Here is a 21,142-nt window from a genome sequence, read left to right on the forward strand (position 1 = left end):
AATTAACTTTATAGTTACTCACTTTATTTAAACTTTTAACTTTTATAAATTGTTAACTTTATAGTAGTTAACTAAAAGACCAACAACATAATTATAGCTTTCAATACCTTTTGTTTGATTATTGGCTTTTAAAAATCCATTATAAAAAAGTTTAAAAAATGGCTCTGTCGGATTTTGATATCCTTTCCAAAAGGCATTAACTTCAGCGTAGTTTTTTAAAATTCCAACATTAATTTTTGGTATAAGCATGTCGTATTGAGTAGTGTCTCTTTGGTAAACTTCGCTCAAACAATGCTGCAAAGCATAAGTATAACCTGAATATTTAAAGTACTTATTTTTATGGTTTATACTTGCCATAGCACCAATAAAATTGGCTTCATTTTCTGCTGCATAACCTAATTGGTGAGCAACTTCATGGCTAGCAGTTGTAGGATATTTATAAGTAGGAATTAATCCATCTATTTGAGCTTCATTTGTAAACGGATTTAAATAACCACTAAATCCCATATAAGTTAATGGTAAGCTATACAATGAACGTTTTAAGCTTTTGGGCTTGTAAGCCAAATGCGGAAATTGTTTAGATAACTCGTTATAGCCTTCAGGAATTAAATTTAATAACTCTGTTTTAGTATAAGGCATTTCCACTTTTACCGAATCGTTGTGAGTGATAGCTATATGTGCAGCATTCGATTTAACAATAAGTTGGTTAGTTATATTTAATAATTCTTCCGTTGTGTAATCAGCTTCAATTTGTAAAGATTTATGAAGAGGCAGTCTGTAATAATTAAATGCCCAAAGAAAATGAAAAGCAAAATAACCAACAGATACTGCAACCATTACATCTAAAAACCAGTTTTTAGTATCTTTTAGTATTCGTTTACGGTTAACAAATAACCATCGTAAAATATAAATTCCTGCAATAGTGTAAAATATATCGCCAACAGAAAAAGGAATCCAGCCAAATACATAATGCATTAATTTAGATATGAATATGTAAATTCCATTACTGTAAACAGATTCAACAAATTCAGGAAATTGTGCCAAAAGCTTTATAACTACAATTTGGAGTAGAATAGAAAAAGCAATAATTGGCTTGGTGTATTTACGCATAAATCAAAAATAGAAAATTGTTTTATAAAAGATATACGAATACTTACCTTTGTGCAACTTTATATTTTATACTATGAATTCAGAAATAAGACAATTACAACCAACTCAACTTTGGAACAAGTTTGCAGACCTTAATGCTGTACCAAGACCATCAAAAAAAGAAGAACGTGTTATCGCGTTTATGAAAGATTTTGGTAAAAGCTTAGGTTTGGAAACTATTGAAGATAAAGTAGGTAATGTTATTATAAAAAAGCCTGCTACAAAAGGAATGGAAGACAGAAAGCCTATCGTTATGCAATCGCATTTAGATATGGTACATCAAAAAAATAATGATACAAAGTTCGATTTTGATACTCAAGGTATTGAAATGTATGTAGATGGAGATTGGGTTAGAGCCAAAGGCACAACTTTAGGAGCAGATAATGGGTTAGGAGTAGCCACAATAATGGCAATATTAGAAAGTAAAGATATTGCTCACCCTGCAATTGAAGCTTTATTCACCATAGATGAAGAAACAGGAATGACTGGAGCTATGGGTCTAGAAGGTGGATTGCTTAATGGTGAAATACTTTTAAACTTAGACACCGAAGAAGATGATGAAATTGGTGTAGGTTGTGCAGGTGGAATAGATGTAACTGCAACTAGAAGTTATGAAGTTGAAGAAACTCCTGAGTTTAAAACTGGATTTAAAATTACTGTAAAAGGATTAAATGGAGGACATTCAGGAATGGATATTCATAAAGGATTAGGTAATGCTAATAAAATTATGAATCGTTTGATGTTTGATGGATTTGAAAACTTCGGATTGCGAATTTCTGAAATTGATGGAGGAAGTTTACGTAATGCCATTCCTCGTGAAAGCAATGCTATAGTTGCAATAGATGCAATACATGAAGCTGCTTTTATATCAGAAATGAATGATTTGGCAAACGAGATTAAAGCCGAATTAAAAACAATGGAGCCAAAGCTTACCATTGAGGTTTCTAAAATTGAAACACCAGCAACAATAATGGATTTAGGTGTTCAAGAAGGATTAACAAGAGCTATTTATGCCGCTTGCAATGGAGTTTACCGAATGAGTGCAGATATTCCTGATTTGGTAGAAACTTCTAATAACATTGCAAGAGTTATTGTTAAAGATGGTGAGGTTAAAATAGGATGTTTAACACGCTCTTCGGTAGAATCTTCAAAATTTGATTTAGCAAATATGTTACGAGCAACTTTTGAATTAACAGGTTGTGAGGTAGAATTTTCTGGTGATTATCCAGGCTGGACTCCAAATATGGATTCTGCAATTTTAAAAGTAATGTCTAAACTTTATAAGGATATGAATGGTAAAGAAGCTCATGTTGCTGCTTGTCATGCAGGATTAGAATGTGGTATTCTTGGAACAAATTATCCAAAAATGGATATGATTAGCTTTGGACCAAATATTAAAGGTGCACACTCACCAGATGAACGTGCTCAAATCTCTTCAGCTCAGAAATACTGGAAGTTTGTGTTAGAGATATTAAAAAATATACCGAAGAAATAATTATTAAAATATATTGCATAAAAAAAGCAGCTCAACGAGCTGCTTTTTTTATAATTTATTCATTCAACAGTTATTCAATCATTTCAATTATAAATGTTAAATCTGTATTAGGTTGTATTGCTCCACGACCTCTTTCGCCATATGCTAAGTGAGATGGTATATAAAAGAAAGCTTTATCACCAACTCTCAATTGTCCTACTGCTTCTTTAAATCCTTGAATCATTTGCGCATCTGGACTAATAGTCATTGGCATTGGTGAGTACATTTGACGCTCAATTTTTACAGGATTTAGCATACCATACTTCTCCTCAATAGATTGAATGTTACTATCAAATAATTTACCATCAGTAAAATAACCTTGATAATTTAATTTTACTTCGTCACCAATTTTTGGTTTAGTACCATTGCCTTTTGTAATATAATATACTTTTAAACCAGTAGCAGTTGCTTTTGTTTTGCTGGTATATTCTTCAATAAGTGGCTTCATTTCTAAAGCAGCAGCAGCAGTTTTCTCCTCACGAATTCTCTTCTCTTCTTCAATTTTAGCCAAACGTTCTTTTTCTGCTTTTTCAGCTTCAATAAAGTAATCTTTAAATACTTTTGGTGCATTAAATGCTTTTGCATCAGAACCTTTTCTAATAATATTTACCTCCTCCATAATAACTGGATTAACAGGTTTGTTAGAAGGTTTGCTTACTTCAACTTCAGCTAGTGTATGCAAAACATCTTCTCCAATTACTAGATGTCCAAAAACACTATGTCTTCCATCTAGTGATGGATATGGTACTTCAGTAATAAAGAATTGACTTCCGTTTGCATTTGGACCAGGATTAGCCATTGATAAAATTCCTAGTCTGTCGTGTTTTAAGTCTGGTGAAAACTCGTCTTTAAATTTATAGCCTGGACTTCCAGTACCAGACGCTGTTGGGTCTCCACCTTGAATCATAAACTCGTCCATAATTCTATGAAAAGTTAATCCGTTATAATACTTTTTTCCTGCATATGCGCTATCAACTAAAGTATTTGTTCCTTCGGCTAACGACACAAAGTTTGCAACTGTTACAGGTGTTTTTTTGTACTCGAGCTTAAGCACCATTGTGCCATAATTTGTAATAATTTCGGCATATAAACCATCTTCTAAATCTGGGTATTTATCCTGACAAGCTGTAGCTGTTAATAATGCAAAAAGCATTAAAAATTGAAATGATTTTGTGATCAATCGCATAATTTTAATCGTTTTGGGTTTTTGTTATTGAGTTTACAGTTACTTCACAAATTAATGGAGTGTTTGTGCCAATTCTATTAGTGTCACCATAGTAACCATAGGCTTTTTGAGATGGGAATAAAAAGGTAACTGTTTCTCCTGGTTTCATAAGTTTTAATCCTTCTCTTAAACCAGTGAATAATTCTTCTTTATCCATTGAGTAGTCTTGTGGTTTTATGTCTTCATCAGAATAAATCACACTTTTATTAAAATCTTTTACGTTGTAATCAAAATTAACAATATCACCAAATTTTGCAGTGATAGTATCTTGTTCTACTTTTACATTATAGTAATACCAAAATCCACTTTCTGAAGGAAGGTATTTGTTTAGCGTGTCATTTTTTATAATACCTTGGATGATATCTTGCTCTTTTTTGTTGAGTTTTTTGTTTCTTTCAACGGAAGCATTAATAAACGAGCCTGTTTTTTGAGATATAGGTCGTCTTGCTTCTGGTGATTTACAACTTACCACGTTTATGAGTAGAAGTAATATGATTATAGGTCTTATCATAGATTTAAAGCTTCTTTATAGCTAGGCAATATACTAATAAATTTTTCAACAGTATCGTTTAAATTTAAATCGCTTTTACCACCTGCTGCATTGGTATGTCCACCACCTTCAAAATGTGCTCTTGAGAATTCGTTCACTGAAAAGTCACCTTTGCTACGTAATGAAATTTTAATAATGCCTTCCTGTTTGTGTTCAATAAAAATTACAGCAAAAACAACATTGTCTAATGACAATCCATAATTAACAAAACCTTCGGTATCTCCTTTTTTAAAGTTGAATTTATTTAGTTCTTCTTGTGATAATGTTATATAGGCAGTTCGCAATTCGGGAATAACTTTTAGGTTACTTAAAGCACACCCTAAAAGTTGCATTCGCTCATAACTATTAGTATCAAATATAGCATTATGTATGGCTGCACTATTTGCACCTTTGTCAATTAAATTAGCAACCACGTGATGTGTTCTGCTTGTTGTTGATGCAAAACGGAAAGAACCTGTATCTGTCATAATACCTGCATATAAGCAAGTAGCAATATTGGCATCAATTTTATCTTTATCACCAAGCATTTCAATAAAATTGTAAACCATCTCACAAGTAGATGACATGCTTACATCAGAATAAGTAAATGCCGCATAATCGTCTGGTTGTTGATGATGATCTATCATAATTTTTGTAGACTTATTTGCTGTTAAAATAGCTTCCATTTCGTCACCTGTTCTGTGTAAAGCATTAAAATCTAAAGTGAAAATTAAATTAGCCTTTTGTATTAAGTCTTCAGCATTTTTTCTATCGCTTTCAAAAATCACAATTTTGTCTTGTTTTGGCATCCATTTTAAAAAATCTGGATAATCATTTGGAGCAATAACAGTTGTAATATGATTTTGCTTTATAAGATAGTGGTATAAACCTAGAGTAGAGCCAATAGCATCACCATCTGGATTTTTGTGAGGTATTATCACAATGTGTTTTGGAGTTGTTAAAAGCTGCTTTATGTTATTAATATCGTCTGTTGTCATAAGCAGCGAAGATACAATTTTTTAATATTGGTTTCTATTGTTTTTGTTAAGAAATGCATTACTTTTGCAGCAAATTTAAAATAAACAAATGGCAACGAATAGAACATTTACAATGCTTAAGCCAGACGCTGTTGAAAAAGGACACGTTGGTGCAATATTAGAAAAAATTAATGCTTCAGGTTTTAGAATTGTAGCATTAAAATTAACTCAAATGACAACTGCTGATGCTCAAGCATTTTATGCAATACATAAAGAGCGTCCGTTTTTTGGTGAATTAGTAGAATACATGACACGCGGACCAATTGTTGCTGCTGTGTTAGAAAAAGATAATGCTGTTGAAGATTTTAGAACTTTAATTGGAGCTACAAATCCTGCTGATGCTGCTGAAGGAACAATCCGTAAATTATATGCTGCTTCTATTGGAGAGAATGCTGTACACGGAAGTGATAGTGATGAAAATGCTGCTATTGAAAGTGCTTTCCATTTTTCTGGAAGAGAAATGTTTTAAGACTTACTTTAGTTATAACTATAAAAAAACCTGCAACGAAAGTTGCAGGTTTTTACATTTAAAAAAGTTTGTGAGTATATGTTAAATTACTTTTACGTTTACTGCGTTTAATCCTTTTTTTCCTTCTTTCAATTCGAATTCAACTTCATCGCCTTCGCGAATTTCGTCGATTAATCCAGAAATGTGAACAAAATGTTCTTTGTTGTTTCCTTCTTCAACAATAAAACCAAATCCTTTGGCATCATTGAAAAATTTTACTGTTCCTTTACTCATTGTAATAAATATTAAATTAATTGTGTTTGATAAATCAAATATAGTACCATAAAATTTAATTAGCTATTTTTTTTTGTTTTTCTTGTTAAAAAGGCAGAAAAATATAAATAAGTTATTTATTTGGAATAGAGTGTCTTACAGAGTACATTAAGTAAATAATAATAATTAACGTGGCTATTCCTGTAACTATAAAAATTATTGAAGCTCCAAAAGTGAACCAGATAAATCCTGCTAATGCGCTAGCTAGCATAGTACAAATACTCTGAAAAGCAGAAAAAGTACCTATTGCTGTTGCAGTATCTTTTTTATCACAAATATTGCTAATCCAAGCCTTTGAAATGCCTTCTGTTGCAGCTGCGTAAACACCATACAGAAAGAATAACCCAAAAAACACATATAAATTTGTATTAGTTGCCATGCCAAAATAAACAATGGCAAATAGTGATAAACCAAAAATGAATACTTTTTTAAGTCCTATTTTATCTGCTAAAATCCCGATTGGAAACGCAAATAAAGCATAAATAAGATTATAAAAAATGTAAACACCAATTATAGAAGTATCATCCAAACCAGCATCCTTAGCTTTAAGAAGCAAAAACACATCACTACTATTAAATAGTGTAAAAGCTAATAAACCAATAGCAAGTTTTCTGTAAGAAGAAGGGCTTTGTTTCCAGTAGTTTAAAAACGAAAAGAAGCTGGTTTTCTTTTTAATTTTAATCTCTTGCTTTTTTTCTTTTAGATAAAAGGAAGCTATAATTGCAAAGAGTCCAGGAACAAAAGCTATAAAAAATAAAGTTTTATAATCTTCAGGATAATAGTACAAATAGAGTAGTGCTAATGCAGGTCCTAAAACAGCACCTAACGTATCCATAGAGCGATGAAACCCGAAGACTTTTGCTTTAGTTTGAGGTGTAGCTTCATCAGATAATAATGCATCTCTGGCTCCAGTGCGAATACCTTTTCCTAGTCTATCAATAGTTCGTGCAAAAAATATCCATAATGGATATATAAACATTGCCATCATTGGTTTTGAAATCGCACTAAACGCGTAACCCAATTGTACAAAAGGAACTCGCTTACCACTATTATCACTTCGTTTACCAAAGTAACCCTTGCTTAAGCCTGCAATAGCTTCGGCAAATCCTTCTAAAATACCAATAAGTAAAACTGTAAAACCTATACTTTTTAGGTAGATAGGCATAATAGGATACAACATTTCACTAGCTGTATCAGTAAATAAGCTGATAAGAGATAAAATCCAAACGCTTTTGCTAATGTGTTTCAAAGGCTAGTTTTTGTTTGGATTAAAGTTAGTTGAAATGAATTTATTTTAATGTTATTTTTAGACAAAAAATAAAAAAGTAAATACTTAAAACCTCGAATAAAACGTTTTTATTTCCCACTTGCTTTTACCTTCATTAAGTGTAGCGCATAGTATTTTATGTCCATCTGTACGAACATTTACTAAACCATAAACTATTCCATCAACTACTTTAAGCCTGTTCATGGTTTTGCTTTTATCTGTTGGATTAAGAGCTCCAGATGAGGTGTGTTTATAGCGAATATTGGTTTTAGCCTCGTTAGTTAATAGTACATCTATTTTTCCATCTGCTGTATCATAATCTTTTGAGTTTACCTCATAAGGATCGCCAATTTTTAAACTTCGCGATATTTCTGTGCTATAGATAAGCGGTGTTACCATTTCGTCGTTTTCAATTTTTTGAAACCCTGTTACACCAGAAGCTGCTACAATATTTGGTCGAGGATGCGCATGTGTTTCATCGTCACCAGATGAAATAACTGTTGCAGCTGCGTTAACGTATTGCAAAAATTCGTAAGAGCAATCATCGCTTCCATGATGGCAAGCTTTTACAACATCTGCTGCCAGTTCAATTTTATTTCCTGATAACGATTCAATAATATGTCGCTGACTTTTTTTGTTTAAATCACCTGTGAGTAAAATTCGGCTTCTGCCATAATCTACTCGTAATAAAACAGAATTACCATTGGTGTTTTTGTCATAAGTTCCTAAATCTTTTAAAGTTGCTTGTCCATCTATAGTAGTCTCTATTGGCCCAAGAACTTTTATAGATGTAGGTTGATTTGCTTCAAAACCTGGTAAGTAATCAAAGTTCTTTTTTGGGTTATATGATAAGCGCTCAATTTTTGCATCGGTCTCAACAATACAATTTAAAAAGTTAGCCCATTCACCTTGCAGTTTTAAACTCGCTGAGGCTTTTAATCCGTTTTTTATTGATGTTTTACCAGTAAGTAAATCGTACATGGCGCCATCTTTTTCAGTGCCTAAAAATCGAGATTTTTCAGCATTCTTCCACCAAGAAATTCCAGCGTGATAAAAGTTTTTTACATTGGTTTTTGTAGTATCGAGCTCTTTTTTTTCGCGTTCGTCAGGGTTTATTAAATCCCATAAACCGCCATAATGATCTGCATCGCAATGAGAGCAAATCATAGCATCGAGTTCAATGGTGTTTTGCTTGTATTCTTTTTTAAACTTCCAATCGACAAAGTCGGCTGCACTCTTACCATGAGGTTGTTTTGAGCGTTTGTAGCCACCATCAATAAGTATATGCTTGCGATCTGGTGTAACAATGAGTACGCCATCACCTTGACCTACATCAATAAAATAAAGTTCTAGTAAAGAAGTGTCACCCAATACATCTGCATCTATATAAGCATTATTTGCCCAACGTGCATTAACTTTGTACCGACCATTAACTTTGGTGTTAGATACTAGCTCTACTCGATCTCCCCAAAGGAGTTCCATAAGTTCTGTGTTGCTGTTGCTGTCTTTGTAAAGCTTGGCTTTTTCGACATTAAGATATTTGATTGTGTTCGCCATGATTGAAGACTTTTAAAAAGTAGAGGAAAGATACAACTCTATAAAAAGCCAAACAATACGTAGAACTACGTAATTTTTAGAGTTTTATACTTGTTAAGATTTGGTTTTATTCCACTCGTCTTTTATGTCTTTCCAATGATTAGTTGGATTGAGATATTTGTTTAGTTGAACAAAATTGTAGATCGAGCAAGTAATAACAAAAAGAGAAACAACAATAAGAATAATTTTTTCAGTCTGACTGTTAACCATAGTAAACTCCATACAATTGATGAATAGGATAAAGACACTTACAACAATGTTTATGATGTTTACAATAATAGAAATAGTTTTTGAATTACTGTCTTTAGAGTTGTCTTTTAAATACTTTCCCCATCTTGTCCAGAATGAATTTGAACCAACAACAACTTCAATTTCCTTTAATCGTAAGCTATAAACTACCAAATGTCTAGTTAATGATATCATCGTTTTTATTAAGGCAAAAATGATGAACATTAAGCATATCTCAAGAGTTAACTTTTGAAGAAATTGTGGTTTAATAAGGTGAGTGAACAATACTCCAATAATAGTAATTGAGAATCCTAAAATGGTTATCCTAAAGTTCCAAAACGTGCGCACATTACTACAGAGTTCTTGGTATTCAACAACTAATAATTCATTAAAAGTGTTTTTGTCTTTGGTTGTTTTTTTATCTTTAGACATGTGTAAATATCAGATTGTTAACTAATTACAAATCTAAAGTAGTCTTTGTTTAATTAAAAAACAAAAAAAATTAAGACATTACCGAAGTACTAACTTTTTAATTACCTCTTTTCCAATAGCTTCATTAAGCATAGTAATTATTTTGTCTTTGCCATAACTCAATTCCTCTCGAAGCACACTAGAGCTTAATTGTACATAAAGTGTATCGCGCTCTAATTGTACTGCAGTTGTGTAATTATTAACGCCATTTCCCATCATTTGCGCCCAAGCATCTTGCACATTAACCTTATCTAAACCTGTTTGTAAGCGATTTGTATCAACAAAATCTTTAATGATGTCACTGATAGGTAAGTGGTCGTTATTTCGGCGTTTAGACATTATTCAATTACTAGAGGTTCGTAACGTTTATAAAGGTAGATTAATTTATCTTTATTTTGAATGAGAAGTTTATCTTCAGTAGCATCTAAAACAGTTTCTTTCCATTCAGAATAAGGAGTTTTGTAGTATATATTTAAGCTGTCATTTTCAATAACTATTTTTAATGCTTCTGCATCATTTGAAGTTGAGAAACTGCCATCAAAATTTGGCTTCATTTTTTTTCTAAAACCTGTTAAACTATCATTAATGCTTAAAAAATCGATGGTATCGTTGTAATTATAATCTCGTTTAGTACCATCAGGAAGTGTAACTTCATCAATTTCCCAATAACCATTTAAATGTGTAATTAGAGTTTCAGGATCTTTTGAACAGCTAAAAATTATTCCTAATGCTAGTAATAAAAATACTTTTCTCACAGTTTGAATATTTTATAAGATTGATGTGTTTGTTTTACAACATTTTCGGTTCTGTCGGCATGTGTATCGCTAATAAATAACTGTCCGAAATGTTTATTGTCTACCAACTCTATTATTTGAGCCACTCTGTTTTCATCTAATTTATCAAAAATATCATCTAAAAGCAAAATAGGAGGTACACCACTTTGTTGTTTAATAAAATCGAATTGTGCCAATTTTAAAGCGACTAAAAATGACTTTTGCTGACCTTGGCTACCAAATTTTTTAATTGGAAATGTGTCTATTTCAAAGTTTAAATCGTCTTTGTGAATGCCAACACTTGTGTATTGTAAAGCTTTGTCTTTATTAATATTTTCTTTTAAAAGCGTGTTTAAATCGTTATCAAACAAATCGCTTTTATAACTTAAACTTACATCTTCTTTATTATTACTAATAGCGTCATAACGTTGCTTAAAAATTGGAATAAAGGTTTCTAAAAACACATGACGAGTATTAAAAATTTCGGTTCCGTAAGTTTGTAATTGTTCATTATAAACTTGTAAAGTTTGTGCGTTAAAGGTGTTGTTTAACGCAAAATATTTTAATAAAGCATTTCGTTGCGATAATACCTTATTATAATTTATGAGATTGTTGAGGTAGTTTTTATCGCTTTGCGAAATCACACTGTCTATAAACTTACGCCTAGTTTCGCTTCCTTCAATAATTAAATCTCTATCTGCTGGTGAGATCATTACTAAAGGTATAAAACCTATATGATCACTAAACTTTTCATAAGGCTTACCATTGCGCTTTATTAGTTTTTTTTGACCTTTTTTTAGCGAGACTACAATTTTTTCGGTTCTATCTTCTTTTTCAAAAACACCATCGACAACAAAAAAATCTTCGTCATGCTTTATATTTTGGGTTGCTATCGGATTAAAATAGCTTTTACCAAAGGACAGATGATATATTGCATCTAAAACATTAGTTTTCCCAACACCATTAGCACCAACAAAGCAATTAATTTTGGAGTCGAACTCGAAGGTTTGACTGTCAAAATTCTTGTAATTGATAAGAGAAAGGGTGTTTAAATTCATAAATGAAACTATGTAGCACGTACTTTATTTAGCCTTAATTTTAAAGGATGTGCAAATTATTGAAAAATAACAAATAATTTACCTTTTAAATACCAATAAAAATTTTATTTTTGCGGCGCACAAAAAGACAATTTATGGCAACGTATAAGAAAAGAGGTTATAAACCAAAAACGCAAGAAGAGAAAGTTGATGCTTTAGAGCAAAACTCTACAACAGCAGAAGTATTTAATACATTAGACCAATCTGCTTCTAAAACAGAAGAATGGGCTGTAAGAAATCAAAAATACATTATGATTGGTGTTGGAGTTATTGCAGCACTTGTGTTAGGATATTTAGGTTACAAAAAATTTGTTGCAGAGCCTAAAGCTAGCGAAGCTATGAATGAGATGTATACAGCACAACAGTATTTTGACCAAGCGGTTAACTCTCAAGAAAAAGATTCTTTATTTACTTTAGCTTTAAATGGTGGTGAAGGAAAATTTGGAATGATTGATATTGTTGAAGAGTATAGCGGAACTCCTGCTGCTAATTTAGCTAACTACTATGCTGGAATGTCTTATTTAAATTTAAAAGATTACAAAAATGCTGTAAAGTATTTAGGTGATTTTTCTAGTGATGACGAAATGTTAGGTCCTATTGCTAAAGGAGGTATTGGAGATGCTTTTGTGCAGTTAAACCAGCCAGATGAGGCTTTAGGATATTACGAAACTGCTGCTGAAATGAAAACAAATGAGTTTACAACTCCAATGTATTTGTTTAAAGCTGCAAATGTTGCTTACTCATTAGGAAAAGCAGATAAAGCTTTAAAATATTATAACAGAATTAAAAAAGAATTCCCTGCTTCAGCTGAAGCATCTAATATTGATGTGTTTATAGGTAGAGCAGAGGCAAGTCTATAATTTATGGCTACCAAAAATCAAAATCTATCAGAATACGATAAAAATTCAATCCCAAACGCGAAGCAATTTCGGTTTGGGATTGTTGTTTCTGAATGGAATGAAAACATAACAGGCAATCTTTATAAAGGTGCTTTTGATACTTTAGTAGAACACGGAGTATTACCACAAAATATCGTTATTTGGCATGTGCCAGGAAGCTACGAGCTGATTTACGGAAGTAAAAAAATGCAAGACCAGTTGGTCGATGCTGTGATTGCTATTGGTTGTGTTATACAAGGAGAAACTAAACATTTCGATTTTGTTTGTGATGCTGTTTCTCAAGGCATAAAAGACTTAAATGTTAAGAGTGAAACTCCTGTTATTTTTTGTGTTTTAACCGATAATACAATGCAACAATCAATTGATCGTGCAGGTGGAAAACATGGTAACAAAGGTGTTGAGGCTGCTGTTGCCGCTATAAAAATGGCTGTATTGCGCAAAAACGCTTAAATAAAGTACTTTACACTTTAATTTTATTCTCACTTCATCATTCTAGCTAGTAATTTAGAGCTATTTGTTAACAATTTTTAGGAATTGAAAAGTGGTTTTTCCTTGTATTTTAAGTACATTTGAACTATTACTAAGCCTAAAATTATTCGGTGAACTTATCAAATAAAAATAAGAGATTTAATTATAAGCCAAGATATCAAAAGGAAACGGTTGAGCCATTAAAAGAAGATTTTAGGTCTAAATGGGAAGAGCTTAAACCAACTAATAAACGAAGAAGTAGCATTTTTACTTCACCCATATTTTTGGTCTTGTTTTTGATATCTGTTATTGTATTAATGTACGTTTTAGGACGCTACGAATAAGCAAAATCATGGGTATTTTTAAGTTAAGAAAGAATAAAAAATTTGATTACACTCCTCGTTATTACAAAGGAGAAGGGAATCCTTACGAAGTAAAACATAAATTTGACGACTTCCGTAAATCTATTGATAATAAAGGAATAAAAACAAAATTCTTAAATGCTATGGACGATTACAAATCGCCTGATAAATCTGTAAATAAGAGGATTTATATTATAGCTGGTATTTTAATTTTAATTTTTTTGCTATTAATTGAATTCGACTTGTCTATATTTCTACCAAACCGCTAATGGCAGACATCATTCAACTCTTACCAGATCATGTTGCTAATCAAATTGCTGCAGGAGAAGTGGTTCAACGACCAGCTTCTGTTGTAAAAGAGTTACTAGAAAACGCTATAGATGCTGATGCTACTTTAATAAAACTTATTGTTAAGGATGCTGGCAAAACGTTAATTCAGGTTATCGATAATGGTAAAGGGATGAGTGCCACAGATGCACGTTTAAGTTTTGAACGTCATGCTACATCTAAAATTCGTTCAGCCGAAGATTTATTCAGTCTACATACAAAAGGATTTAGAGGCGAAGCCCTAGCGAGTATTGCTGCAATTGCTCATGTTGAGCTAAAAACGAAACAAGAGCAAGATGAGTTAGGAACTCAAATTACTATTGAAGGTAGTGATGTAGTATCACAAGATATTGTAGTTACACCAAAAGGAACATCTATCTCGGTAAAACATTTGTTTTTTAATATTCCAGCACGACGAAATTTCTTAAAATCGAACACTGTAGAGATGCGTCATATTATTGATGAGTTTCATCGTGTTGCTTTGGCGCATCCAACAATTTCATTTGCAATGTATCACAACGGAAGTGAGATGTTTAATTTACCAGAAAGTAATTATCGTCAACGCGTAGTAAATATCTTTGGAAATAAAACCAATGAAAAGCTTGTGCCAGTTGAAGAGACCACTGATGTTTTAAAAATTTCTGGATTTGTTGGTAAACCACAATTTGCCAAACGAACTAAAGCAGAACAGTTCTTTTTTGTCAATAACCGATTTATAAAAAGTGCATACCTTAATCATGCCATAAACTCAGCTTTTGATGGGTTAATGAAAGATGGCAGCCATCCAACATATTTTTTAAATTTAACGGTAGACCCAAAATCTATCGATATTAATATTCATCCAACAAAAACTGAAATTAAGTTCGATGATGAGCATACATTATATGCTATTTTGCGTTCTTCTGTAAAGCATAGTTTAGGGCAATTTAATATTGCTCCTGTGTTAGATTTTGAGTACGATACAAATTTAGATACACCTTACGATTATAAAGATAAAACTGCATCAACACCAACTATTGAAGTAGATAGAAATTATAACCCGTTTGCAGACCATAATGTATCTGGGAAACAAACAACTGCATTTAAGAAACAAACACTTAATAATTGGGACAGTATTTATGTTGGTTTAGAATCTAAAAGTACAAGAGAAGAGCAAGATTTTAGTGAAGTAGAATTTGAAAGCGAAGAGAAAACGGAATCACTATTTAAAAACGATTCAGCATCAGAAGCAACTTATAGCACTTATCAGCTTCATAATAAATATATTGTAAGCACAATAAAATCTGGAATGCTACTTATCGATCAGCATAGAGCACATCAACGTATTTTATATGAAAATCTGTTGAAGAGCATGACAATAAAAGAAGCTGTAAGTCAGCAGTTGTTGTTTCCATTGGAGCTACATTTTACACCAACAGAGTTAACAATTTTAAAGCAATTAAAAGAAGATTTAGAAGCTACTGGTTTTATTTTTTCTAATTTTAATAAAGAGAGTATAGATATTATTGGAGTTCCAGTTAATGTTCCAGATAGTGAGGTGTCTATAATACTTGAGCAACTTATAAGTGATGTAGAACAAGAAGTGCCAGATAGTAATTTTAGTGCAACCGATTTATTAGCTAAATCGATGGCTAAGAGCTTAGCAATAAAAACAGGACAATCGTTAACCAATAGCGAGCAAGAACATTTAGTAAATAGTTTATTTGCTTGTAAAGAACCTAATGTTTCGCCAACCAATAGAACAACATTTGTAACTATTGATGTTGAAGAATTAGATAAAAAATTTATGTAATAATTTATTATGAGAGGAATAACAGATACTGTAAAACACCTGTTAATTATCAATGTGTTGATGTTTATTGGAGCATCAACAATTGGTAATGGAATTTTTTATAATTGGTTTTCACTGCATTTTCCAAAGAATGATTTGTTTCAACCTTGGCAATTTGTAACACATATGTTTATGCATGGAGATATTATGCATATTGCTTTTAATATGCTAGCGTTATGGATGTTTGGTACAGCAGTAGAACAGGTTTTTGGAGCCAAAAAATTCATTATTTTTTATTTTCTATCTGGACTTGGAGCTGCAACAATAATGATTGGTTTTTATTTTTTTAAATACCTTCCATTAGAAGCAGATTTAATTGCTTCTGGAATAACTTCTGGTGAAATCAAACAAATGCTATCAACAAATAAATTGTTGGGAGGAATATCTGCTGCACAACAGCTTCAACTTCAGAGCATGTTTGAAATTTTTCATTCGTCAATGGTTGGTGCTTCTGGAGCGATTATGGGACTTCTAGTAGCATTTGGTATGTTATATCCAGAATCTAAATTAATGCTCATATTTTTACCTATACCTATTAAAGCAAAGTATTTTATCCCTGGAATTATAGCTTTAGATTTATTTTCTGCAATTACAGGACAATCAATATTTAGCCCTAATAATACTGCTTATGTTGCACATATTGGTGGTGCATTAACAGGGTTTATACTTATGTGGATTTGGAAAAAAAATCAATTCGATAAATATCGCTGGAACTAAATGACATCACTTAAACAAGACATACAACATAAATTAGGTCGCTTAAATGTTTTAGAAAAAATTATAGCGATTAATGTCTTGGTTTTTGTAATTGGGTTTATTGCTAAACAATTTCTTTTACATAGTAGTAGCTTATTTTGGCTGGAACTTCCTTCAGATTTTTTTGATTTTTTATATAAGCCATGGACCATTATTACCTATGGTTTTGCTCATTACGGGTTTTTGCACATCTTGTTTAATATGATTGTGCTATACTTTGTATCACGTTTAATGCTTAACCTCTTTAATCCCAAAATGGCTCTTAATATTTATTTTTTAGGAATTATTTTTGGAGGACTTGCCTTTTTATTGGTGTATAATGTGCTTCCTAAAAGCATGGTGAGTGTAGTTACTGTTTTGGTTGGCGCATCTGCAGGTGTGAGAGCATTATTGATTTTTTTGTGTTCTTATATGCCTCAAACAGAAGTTAGATTAATTGCTTTTAATATTAAACTTTGGTATTTAGGTGTGGCATTAGTTGTTATAGATATCATGGGTCTTTTTAGTCTTAATCAAGGAGGAAGTATCGCTCACCTTGGAGGAAGTTTGCTTGGCTATTTATATGCTACACAACTTCAAAAAGGGACAGATATAGGTAAAGGTTTTGAACGCTTTACAGATTGGGTGTCTAATCTATTTAGGGCAAACAAGAAATCGCCATTAAAGGCTGTATACAAAAGCAAATCTAATAAAGTTGCAGGCCATACTAAAACCGAATTTAATGAGTTTAATAAACAAAAACAGATTGATCTCATTTTAGATAAGATTAGTAAAAGTGGTTATGAAAGTTTAACTAAAGAGGAAAAAGAATTTCTGTTTAAGGCTGGAAAAGATTAAAACACGATATGAAGAAACTAGTGCTTTTTTTAAATAAGATAGTTTTCTTTTTAAACTCATTTGCTGCTACAATGTTGTTGCTGGCTTATGTGTTGCCATATGTTGAGCCAAAAAAGTTTGCTTTTTTATCTGTTTTGAGTCTGTCGGTTCCTTTTTTAATAATCTTAAATATTCTGTTTTTAATTTACTGGCTTCTTCAAGTTAAAAAACAATTACTGCTGTCATTAATAATTTTATTTGTTGGGTTTATCTTCTTAAGTCCGTTATATAAATTTTCGTCTTCAAAAAACATAGAAGATGAAAATAACATTAAAGTAATGAACTATAACGTGCGTTTATTTAATGTTTTTAAATGGATTAAAGAGGAAAATGTTGATCAGAAAATTGTAGATTTTATTAATGAAAAGCAACCAGATATTTTAAGTATTCAAGAGTATCGAAGAGATGAAGATATTAACCTTTCAGGTTACGAAAAATTTGAAGTTATCTCAGGACAGAAAGTTAAAAACGGACAAGCTATTTTTTCAAAATTTCCGATTATAAATTCTGGTTCAATTGAATTTCCTAACTCTTTCAATAATGCTATTTATGTTGATATTGTTAAAAACAAAGATACCATTAGAGTTTATAACGTACATCTTCAGTCGATGAAGATTGATGCTAATGCTGATGCATTAAAGAATGAAACCTCTGAAAATTTATATAGAAGAGTTAGTAAAACTTTTACTATGCAACAATTGCAAGCTGAGCAATTTTTAGAGCATAAAAGTAAATGTCCTTATAAAATGATTATTTGTGGCGATTTTAATAATACAGCTTACTCTTATGTTTACAAGGAAATAAAAGGAGATTTGCAAGATGCCTTTGTAGAAGCTGGTAATGCATTTGGTAGGACTTATGATATTAGATTTTTCCCTGTTCGAATAGATTTTCTTTTAGTTGATGATGCTTTTGAAGTCAATAGCTTTAAAACTTTTGATGTTGTGCTTTCAGATCATTATCCTATAATGGCAAAGGTGAAATTAAAATAATTACATCATTAGGCAATCTACTGTGTCTGCTATAATATGTATTACCAAACCTATTCCTAAGAGCCTAGTTTTTTTAAAAAATAGCATTAGTAAGTATGCACACAAGGCGTAGTAGGTGTGTAGCGGATGAAAGTTTATACTACATCTATTTGGGTCAAAAATTGGTGTTGCAAGTAAGTGATCTAGGTCTATTAACATTCCGCAAATCATTACAAAAAAAGCAAACTTCCAATGGCTTTTAAAGAAAATTAAAGCAATGGCTAATGGCAATAAAAAATGAATTCCGTAATGAACTATTGATTGTATCATTGTAACTGAAGTTGTTGAGATTCTAGATACATCATTGCATTAGGACCTTCATTACAAATTAAATCTAAAATACTTAGATTAGGAATAAAACCATGCTTGTCATCAAACACCTGAACATAAGGTTTAAAATCTTGAGGGATTTCTTTTCTATTGTCAACCAAAAATCTGCAATCATATTGGTTGTCTAATGTTTTATTAAATACTTCAGTAGTCTTGTATTTTAATGGTATTTGTAAACATTCGTAAACTGCTTCTAAGCACTTAAAATTAAAGTCTAAAAGGAATTTAAATTTTGAGGTATATAAATGTTTTATATCGTCTTCATAAAACTCAAAAAAAGGTGAGTTACTATAAGCCGACTGAATTGATTTCCAATGTAAATCTTGCCAGTTTTCATCTTCTGAGATTACAATATCTTTATATAGCTGTCTGTTTTTTTGCGAATAAACTACAGGAATTGTTAATGGTAATTTACCATTAGCATCATAAATAAACATCCTGTTTCTGTAGGTTTGTTTTTGGTAATTATCACAAACCTCTAAGATTACTTTTTCTGCATTGGCAATGGCCACAAAAGTTGCTATGCTAGGAAAATAAGTTGGATGTAGCAAAACATTTAGCATTACTAAATCAATCTTTTTTCCTAATAACAATTGACTTAGCAATTAAATCATGAATCGCTTTTTTATTTTCATTACCAGAAATTGTTAAAAGTGAAAGCCAGCCTAGAAGTGCTTTAAAGATAAAACGAAGGATAGCAAGAGGTAGTGAAATATATTTATCCGCTTCATTATCCTTTCGAACACTAATTTTAGCAATTGTATGTCCTATTGTTCCACCATTAAAACTTGTAAATAATGGATCATAAAGCAAGAATATTAGTATTGAAACTATAATTTTCACAACATTTGTTACTGATTCAAAATGTGTAAAAATTTCAGATATACTATACATCGCTATTATTATTATTATTGAATCAATTACTGCGGCTTTAATTCTATCAGATATAGAAGCATATTCTTTATCTGAATCTATTAAAGTTGTATTGTTAAAAGCTTTATTTTTTGCTTTATATTTCTTCATCCATTGATTAAAGCCTACATACACTATCAATAAAATCAAAAAGGGAATGAATAAAGAAGAAGGTTTACCACTACCACCAACTGTTGTAAAAAATCTATCCCAACGTGGTTTTTTGTTGGCATCCCAACTCATCCAAATAAATACAGGTTTACCAACAACATGGTCAAAAGGAACAAATCCCCAAACTCTAGAGTCTTGTGAGTTGTGACGATTGTCTCCCATCATCCAATAGTAGTTCTGTTTAAAAGTATAAGAGTTAGTTACTTTACCATCAATACTAATTTGATTACCATTAACAGATAGTTCATGACCTTCATAAGTTGAAATAATGCGCTTATATAATGGTAAATTCTCAACAGTTAAGTTTATAGTTTTTCCTTCTTCAGGAATGTACATTGGACCGAAATAATCATTATTCCAATTATATCCAGCATCCATTGGGAAAATTCCAGCATCTCTACGACCTAATGAATCTTTAATTATAGTTATACTTTCAATGTTCGGATGATTTTTTGCTTTAGTAACAGCTTCTTCAGTTGCAGCAGGAATAATATACGCTTCATTTTTTTCGTCATAACCAAGTCCATCAGTCATATCATAGCGATCTAAAATATCATACACCTGATTCATTGAACTTAGCTGACCTTTGAATTTTATATTGTAAGAAAACTGAATTTTACTTCTGTCTGGCAGTTCATTCTTTTTACCATTTATATAAACGTATCCATCTTTTATAGAAAGAGAATCTCCTGGAAGACCAACACAACGTTTTACATAATTTGTCTTTTTATCAATTGGTTTGTAGTAAAACTTATCTGTATGTCTCATGTCTAGCATAGTATCAACAGGCCAGTTAAAAACAACAATATCGTTTTGCTTTATTTTTTGAAATCCTGGAATTCTCATATAAGGTAACTCAGGATAAGATAAATACGATTTTATTTTTGCAAACGGAATTGTATCATGAACCATTGGAGCTGCTACAGTTGTCATTGGTATTCTTGGACCATAATGCATTTTACTTACAAACAAAAAGTCGCCAACTAATAATGTTTTTTCTAAAGATGAAGTTGGAATAGTAAAAGGTTGAATAAAATAAGTATGTACTATAGTCGCAGCAACAATTGCAAATAATATAGAACTTACCCAATCTCCTAAGGCAGATTTAGGATGTAAACTTCTGTCTTTAACATGTGCAACATCTACAAAATAATTTAAGTAGTAATTATAAAAACCTAAAGTAACAACAGCTAAGAGTGTATCTGTTGCAGTGTTTTTTCCAAAACTTCTGGCAGTTTCTACCCAGATTACAGGAAACATAATTAAATTAACAACAGGTACAAATATTAAGAATGTCCACCACCAAGGTCTGTTAATTATTTTCATTAATACAACAGCATTGTAAACAGGAATAAAGGCTTCCCAAGCTTTTCTGTCAGCTTTTACATATAATTTCCATGTTCCAAAGCCATGAATAACTTGAACAATCAAGAAAAATATTAACCATTGTGATATTGTCATAATTATAATTTTGTTTTTTAATCGGTTGTAA

At 31.5% G+C, this 21,142-nt stretch carries 24 protein-coding genes; 10 read left to right on the plus strand and 14 right to left on the minus strand.

Features of this window, described 5'->3' with window-relative positions:
* Positions 1-42 precede the first annotated feature (42 nt).
* Positions 43-1,110: a DUF3810 domain-containing protein gene (locus tag IEW41_RS09480; RefSeq protein WP_188606117.1), complete on the minus strand. Its 1,068-nt coding sequence runs from the start codon at positions 1,108-1,110 to the stop codon at positions 43-45.
* Between the two features lie 73 nt (positions 1,111-1,183).
* On the opposite strand from IEW41_RS09480, the gene IEW41_RS09485 reads away from it, so the two are divergent.
* A complete protein-coding gene (locus IEW41_RS09485; RefSeq protein WP_188606118.1) occupies positions 1,184-2,644 on the plus strand; it encodes an aminoacyl-histidine dipeptidase in 1,461 nt (486 codons plus the stop codon).
* A gap of 70 nt (positions 2,645-2,714) precedes the next feature.
* On the opposite strand, the gene IEW41_RS09490 is transcribed toward IEW41_RS09485, so the two are convergent.
* From IEW41_RS09490 to IEW41_RS09500, 3 genes are read right to left on the minus strand one after another with little or no spacing between them, the layout of a single operon-like run.
* Positions 2,715-3,869, minus strand: coding sequence for a peptidylprolyl isomerase (locus tag IEW41_RS09490; protein ID WP_188606119.1), 1,155 nt, complete (start codon positions 3,867-3,869; stop codon positions 2,715-2,717).
* Between the two features lie 4 nt (positions 3,870-3,873).
* Entirely contained in the window at positions 3,874-4,419 is a 546-nt protein-coding gene (gldI, locus tag IEW41_RS09495) for a gliding motility-associated peptidyl-prolyl isomerase GldI (RefSeq protein WP_188606120.1), read from the minus strand.
* Entirely contained in the window at positions 4,416-5,435 is a 1,020-nt protein-coding gene (locus IEW41_RS09500) for a DHH family phosphoesterase (protein WP_188606121.1), read from the minus strand. The genes gldI and IEW41_RS09500 overlap by 4 nt, the downstream gene beginning before the upstream one ends.
* An 88-nt stretch (positions 5,436-5,523) precedes the next feature.
* Here IEW41_RS09500 and IEW41_RS09505 point away from each other — a divergent pair, with 88 nt between their 5' ends.
* Entirely contained in the window at positions 5,524-5,943 is a 420-nt protein-coding gene (locus IEW41_RS09505; protein WP_188606122.1) for a nucleoside-diphosphate kinase, read from the plus strand.
* A gap of 81 nt (positions 5,944-6,024) precedes the next feature.
* Here the strand turns inward: IEW41_RS09505 and IEW41_RS09510 are convergent, their stop codons facing one another.
* From IEW41_RS09510 to recF, 7 genes are all read right to left on the minus strand, one after another.
* Entirely contained in the window at positions 6,025-6,216 is a 192-nt protein-coding gene (locus IEW41_RS09510) for a cold-shock protein (RefSeq protein WP_188606123.1), read from the minus strand.
* Positions 6,217-6,328: 112 nt separating this feature from the next.
* Positions 6,329-7,504: an MFS transporter gene (locus IEW41_RS09515; RefSeq protein ID WP_188606124.1), complete on the minus strand. Its 1,176-nt coding sequence runs from the start codon at positions 7,502-7,504 to the stop codon at positions 6,329-6,331.
* Between the two features lie 84 nt (positions 7,505-7,588).
* Positions 7,589-9,079: a ComEC/Rec2 family competence protein gene (locus IEW41_RS09520; protein WP_188606125.1), complete on the minus strand. Its 1,491-nt coding sequence runs from the start codon at positions 9,077-9,079 to the stop codon at positions 7,589-7,591.
* Between the two features lie 93 nt (positions 9,080-9,172).
* Positions 9,173-9,778 carry a hypothetical protein gene (locus IEW41_RS09525; protein WP_188606126.1) on the minus strand — a complete coding sequence of 202 codons (606 nt, stop codon included), beginning with the start codon at positions 9,776-9,778 and terminating at the stop codon, positions 9,173-9,175.
* Positions 9,779-9,856: 78 nt separating this feature from the next.
* Positions 9,857-10,156 carry a DciA family protein gene (locus IEW41_RS09530; protein ID WP_188606127.1) on the minus strand — a complete coding sequence of 100 codons (300 nt, stop codon included), beginning with the start codon at positions 10,154-10,156 and terminating at the stop codon, positions 9,857-9,859.
* Positions 10,156-10,572 carry a lipocalin family protein gene (locus IEW41_RS09535; protein WP_188606128.1) on the minus strand — a complete coding sequence of 139 codons (417 nt, stop codon included), beginning with the start codon at positions 10,570-10,572 and terminating at the stop codon, positions 10,156-10,158. Before IEW41_RS09535 ends, IEW41_RS09530 begins: the two co-directional genes overlap by 1 nt.
* The gene (recF, locus tag IEW41_RS09540; protein WP_188606129.1) at positions 10,569-11,648 is read right to left on the minus strand and encodes a DNA replication/repair protein RecF; all 1,080 of its coding nucleotides are present in this window, start codon (positions 11,646-11,648) and stop codon (positions 10,569-10,571) included. Before recF ends, IEW41_RS09535 begins: the two co-directional genes overlap by 4 nt.
* A 134-nt stretch (positions 11,649-11,782) precedes the next feature.
* Between recF and IEW41_RS09545 the strand changes: the two genes are divergently transcribed.
* The 8 genes from IEW41_RS09545 to IEW41_RS09580 all read left to right on the plus strand — a co-directional run bounded on the left by IEW41_RS09545 (position 11,783) and on the right by IEW41_RS09580 (position 18,198).
* Positions 11,783-12,547: a tetratricopeptide repeat protein gene (locus tag IEW41_RS09545; RefSeq protein WP_188606130.1), complete on the plus strand. Its 765-nt coding sequence runs from the start codon at positions 11,783-11,785 to the stop codon at positions 12,545-12,547.
* A gap of 3 nt (positions 12,548-12,550) precedes the next feature.
* Positions 12,551-13,036 (plus strand): 6,7-dimethyl-8-ribityllumazine synthase, encoded by a 486-nt coding sequence (gene ribH / locus IEW41_RS09550; protein ID WP_188606131.1) that lies wholly within the window; start codon positions 12,551-12,553, stop codon positions 13,034-13,036.
* Between the two features lie 149 nt (positions 13,037-13,185).
* Complete coding sequence (locus IEW41_RS09555; protein ID WP_188606132.1) at positions 13,186-13,398, plus strand: hypothetical protein; 213 nt, start codon at positions 13,186-13,188, stop codon at positions 13,396-13,398.
* Positions 13,399-13,406: 8 nt separating this feature from the next.
* Complete coding sequence (locus tag IEW41_RS09560; protein WP_188606133.1) at positions 13,407-13,685, plus strand: riboflavin synthase subunit beta; 279 nt, start codon at positions 13,407-13,409, stop codon at positions 13,683-13,685.
* On the plus strand, positions 13,685-15,535 hold the full coding sequence (mutL, locus tag IEW41_RS09565) for a DNA mismatch repair endonuclease MutL (protein ID WP_188606134.1): 1,851 nt from the start codon (positions 13,685-13,687) through the stop codon (positions 15,533-15,535). Before IEW41_RS09560 ends, mutL begins: the two co-directional genes overlap by 1 nt.
* Before the next feature lie 9 nt (positions 15,536-15,544).
* Positions 15,545-16,291, plus strand: a complete 747-nt coding sequence (locus IEW41_RS09570) for a rhomboid family intramembrane serine protease (RefSeq protein WP_188606135.1) — start codon at positions 15,545-15,547, stop codon at positions 16,289-16,291.
* Positions 16,292-17,167 carry a rhomboid family intramembrane serine protease gene (locus IEW41_RS09575; RefSeq protein WP_188606136.1) on the plus strand — a complete coding sequence of 292 codons (876 nt, stop codon included), beginning with the start codon at positions 16,292-16,294 and terminating at the stop codon, positions 17,165-17,167.
* Positions 17,168-17,175: 8 nt separating this feature from the next.
* Positions 17,176-18,198, plus strand: a complete 1,023-nt coding sequence (locus tag IEW41_RS09580) for an endonuclease/exonuclease/phosphatase family protein (RefSeq protein WP_188606137.1) — start codon at positions 17,176-17,178, stop codon at positions 18,196-18,198.
* Here IEW41_RS09580 and IEW41_RS09585 read toward each other — a convergent pair whose 3' ends face one another.
* The 3 genes from IEW41_RS09585 to lepB are packed head-to-tail and all read right to left on the minus strand — an operon-like array spanning position 18,199 to position 21,111.
* Positions 18,199-18,507 carry a DUF6122 family protein gene (locus IEW41_RS09585; protein ID WP_188606138.1) on the minus strand — a complete coding sequence of 103 codons (309 nt, stop codon included), beginning with the start codon at positions 18,505-18,507 and terminating at the stop codon, positions 18,199-18,201.
* Positions 18,504-19,160 carry a WbqC family protein gene (locus IEW41_RS09590; protein WP_308419850.1) on the minus strand — a complete coding sequence of 219 codons (657 nt, stop codon included), beginning with the start codon at positions 19,158-19,160 and terminating at the stop codon, positions 18,504-18,506. The genes IEW41_RS09585 and IEW41_RS09590 overlap by 4 nt, the downstream gene beginning before the upstream one ends.
* Positions 19,138-21,111: a signal peptidase I gene (gene lepB, locus IEW41_RS09595; RefSeq protein ID WP_188606139.1), complete on the minus strand. Its 1,974-nt coding sequence runs from the start codon at positions 21,109-21,111 to the stop codon at positions 19,138-19,140. The genes IEW41_RS09590 and lepB overlap by 23 nt, the downstream gene beginning before the upstream one ends.
* Positions 21,112-21,142: the final 31 nt, after the last annotated feature.

It is taken from the genome of Aquaticitalea lipolytica, from assembly GCF_014641635.1.
Taxonomy (GTDB): domain Bacteria; phylum Bacteroidota; class Bacteroidia; order Flavobacteriales; family Flavobacteriaceae; genus Aquaticitalea; species Aquaticitalea lipolytica.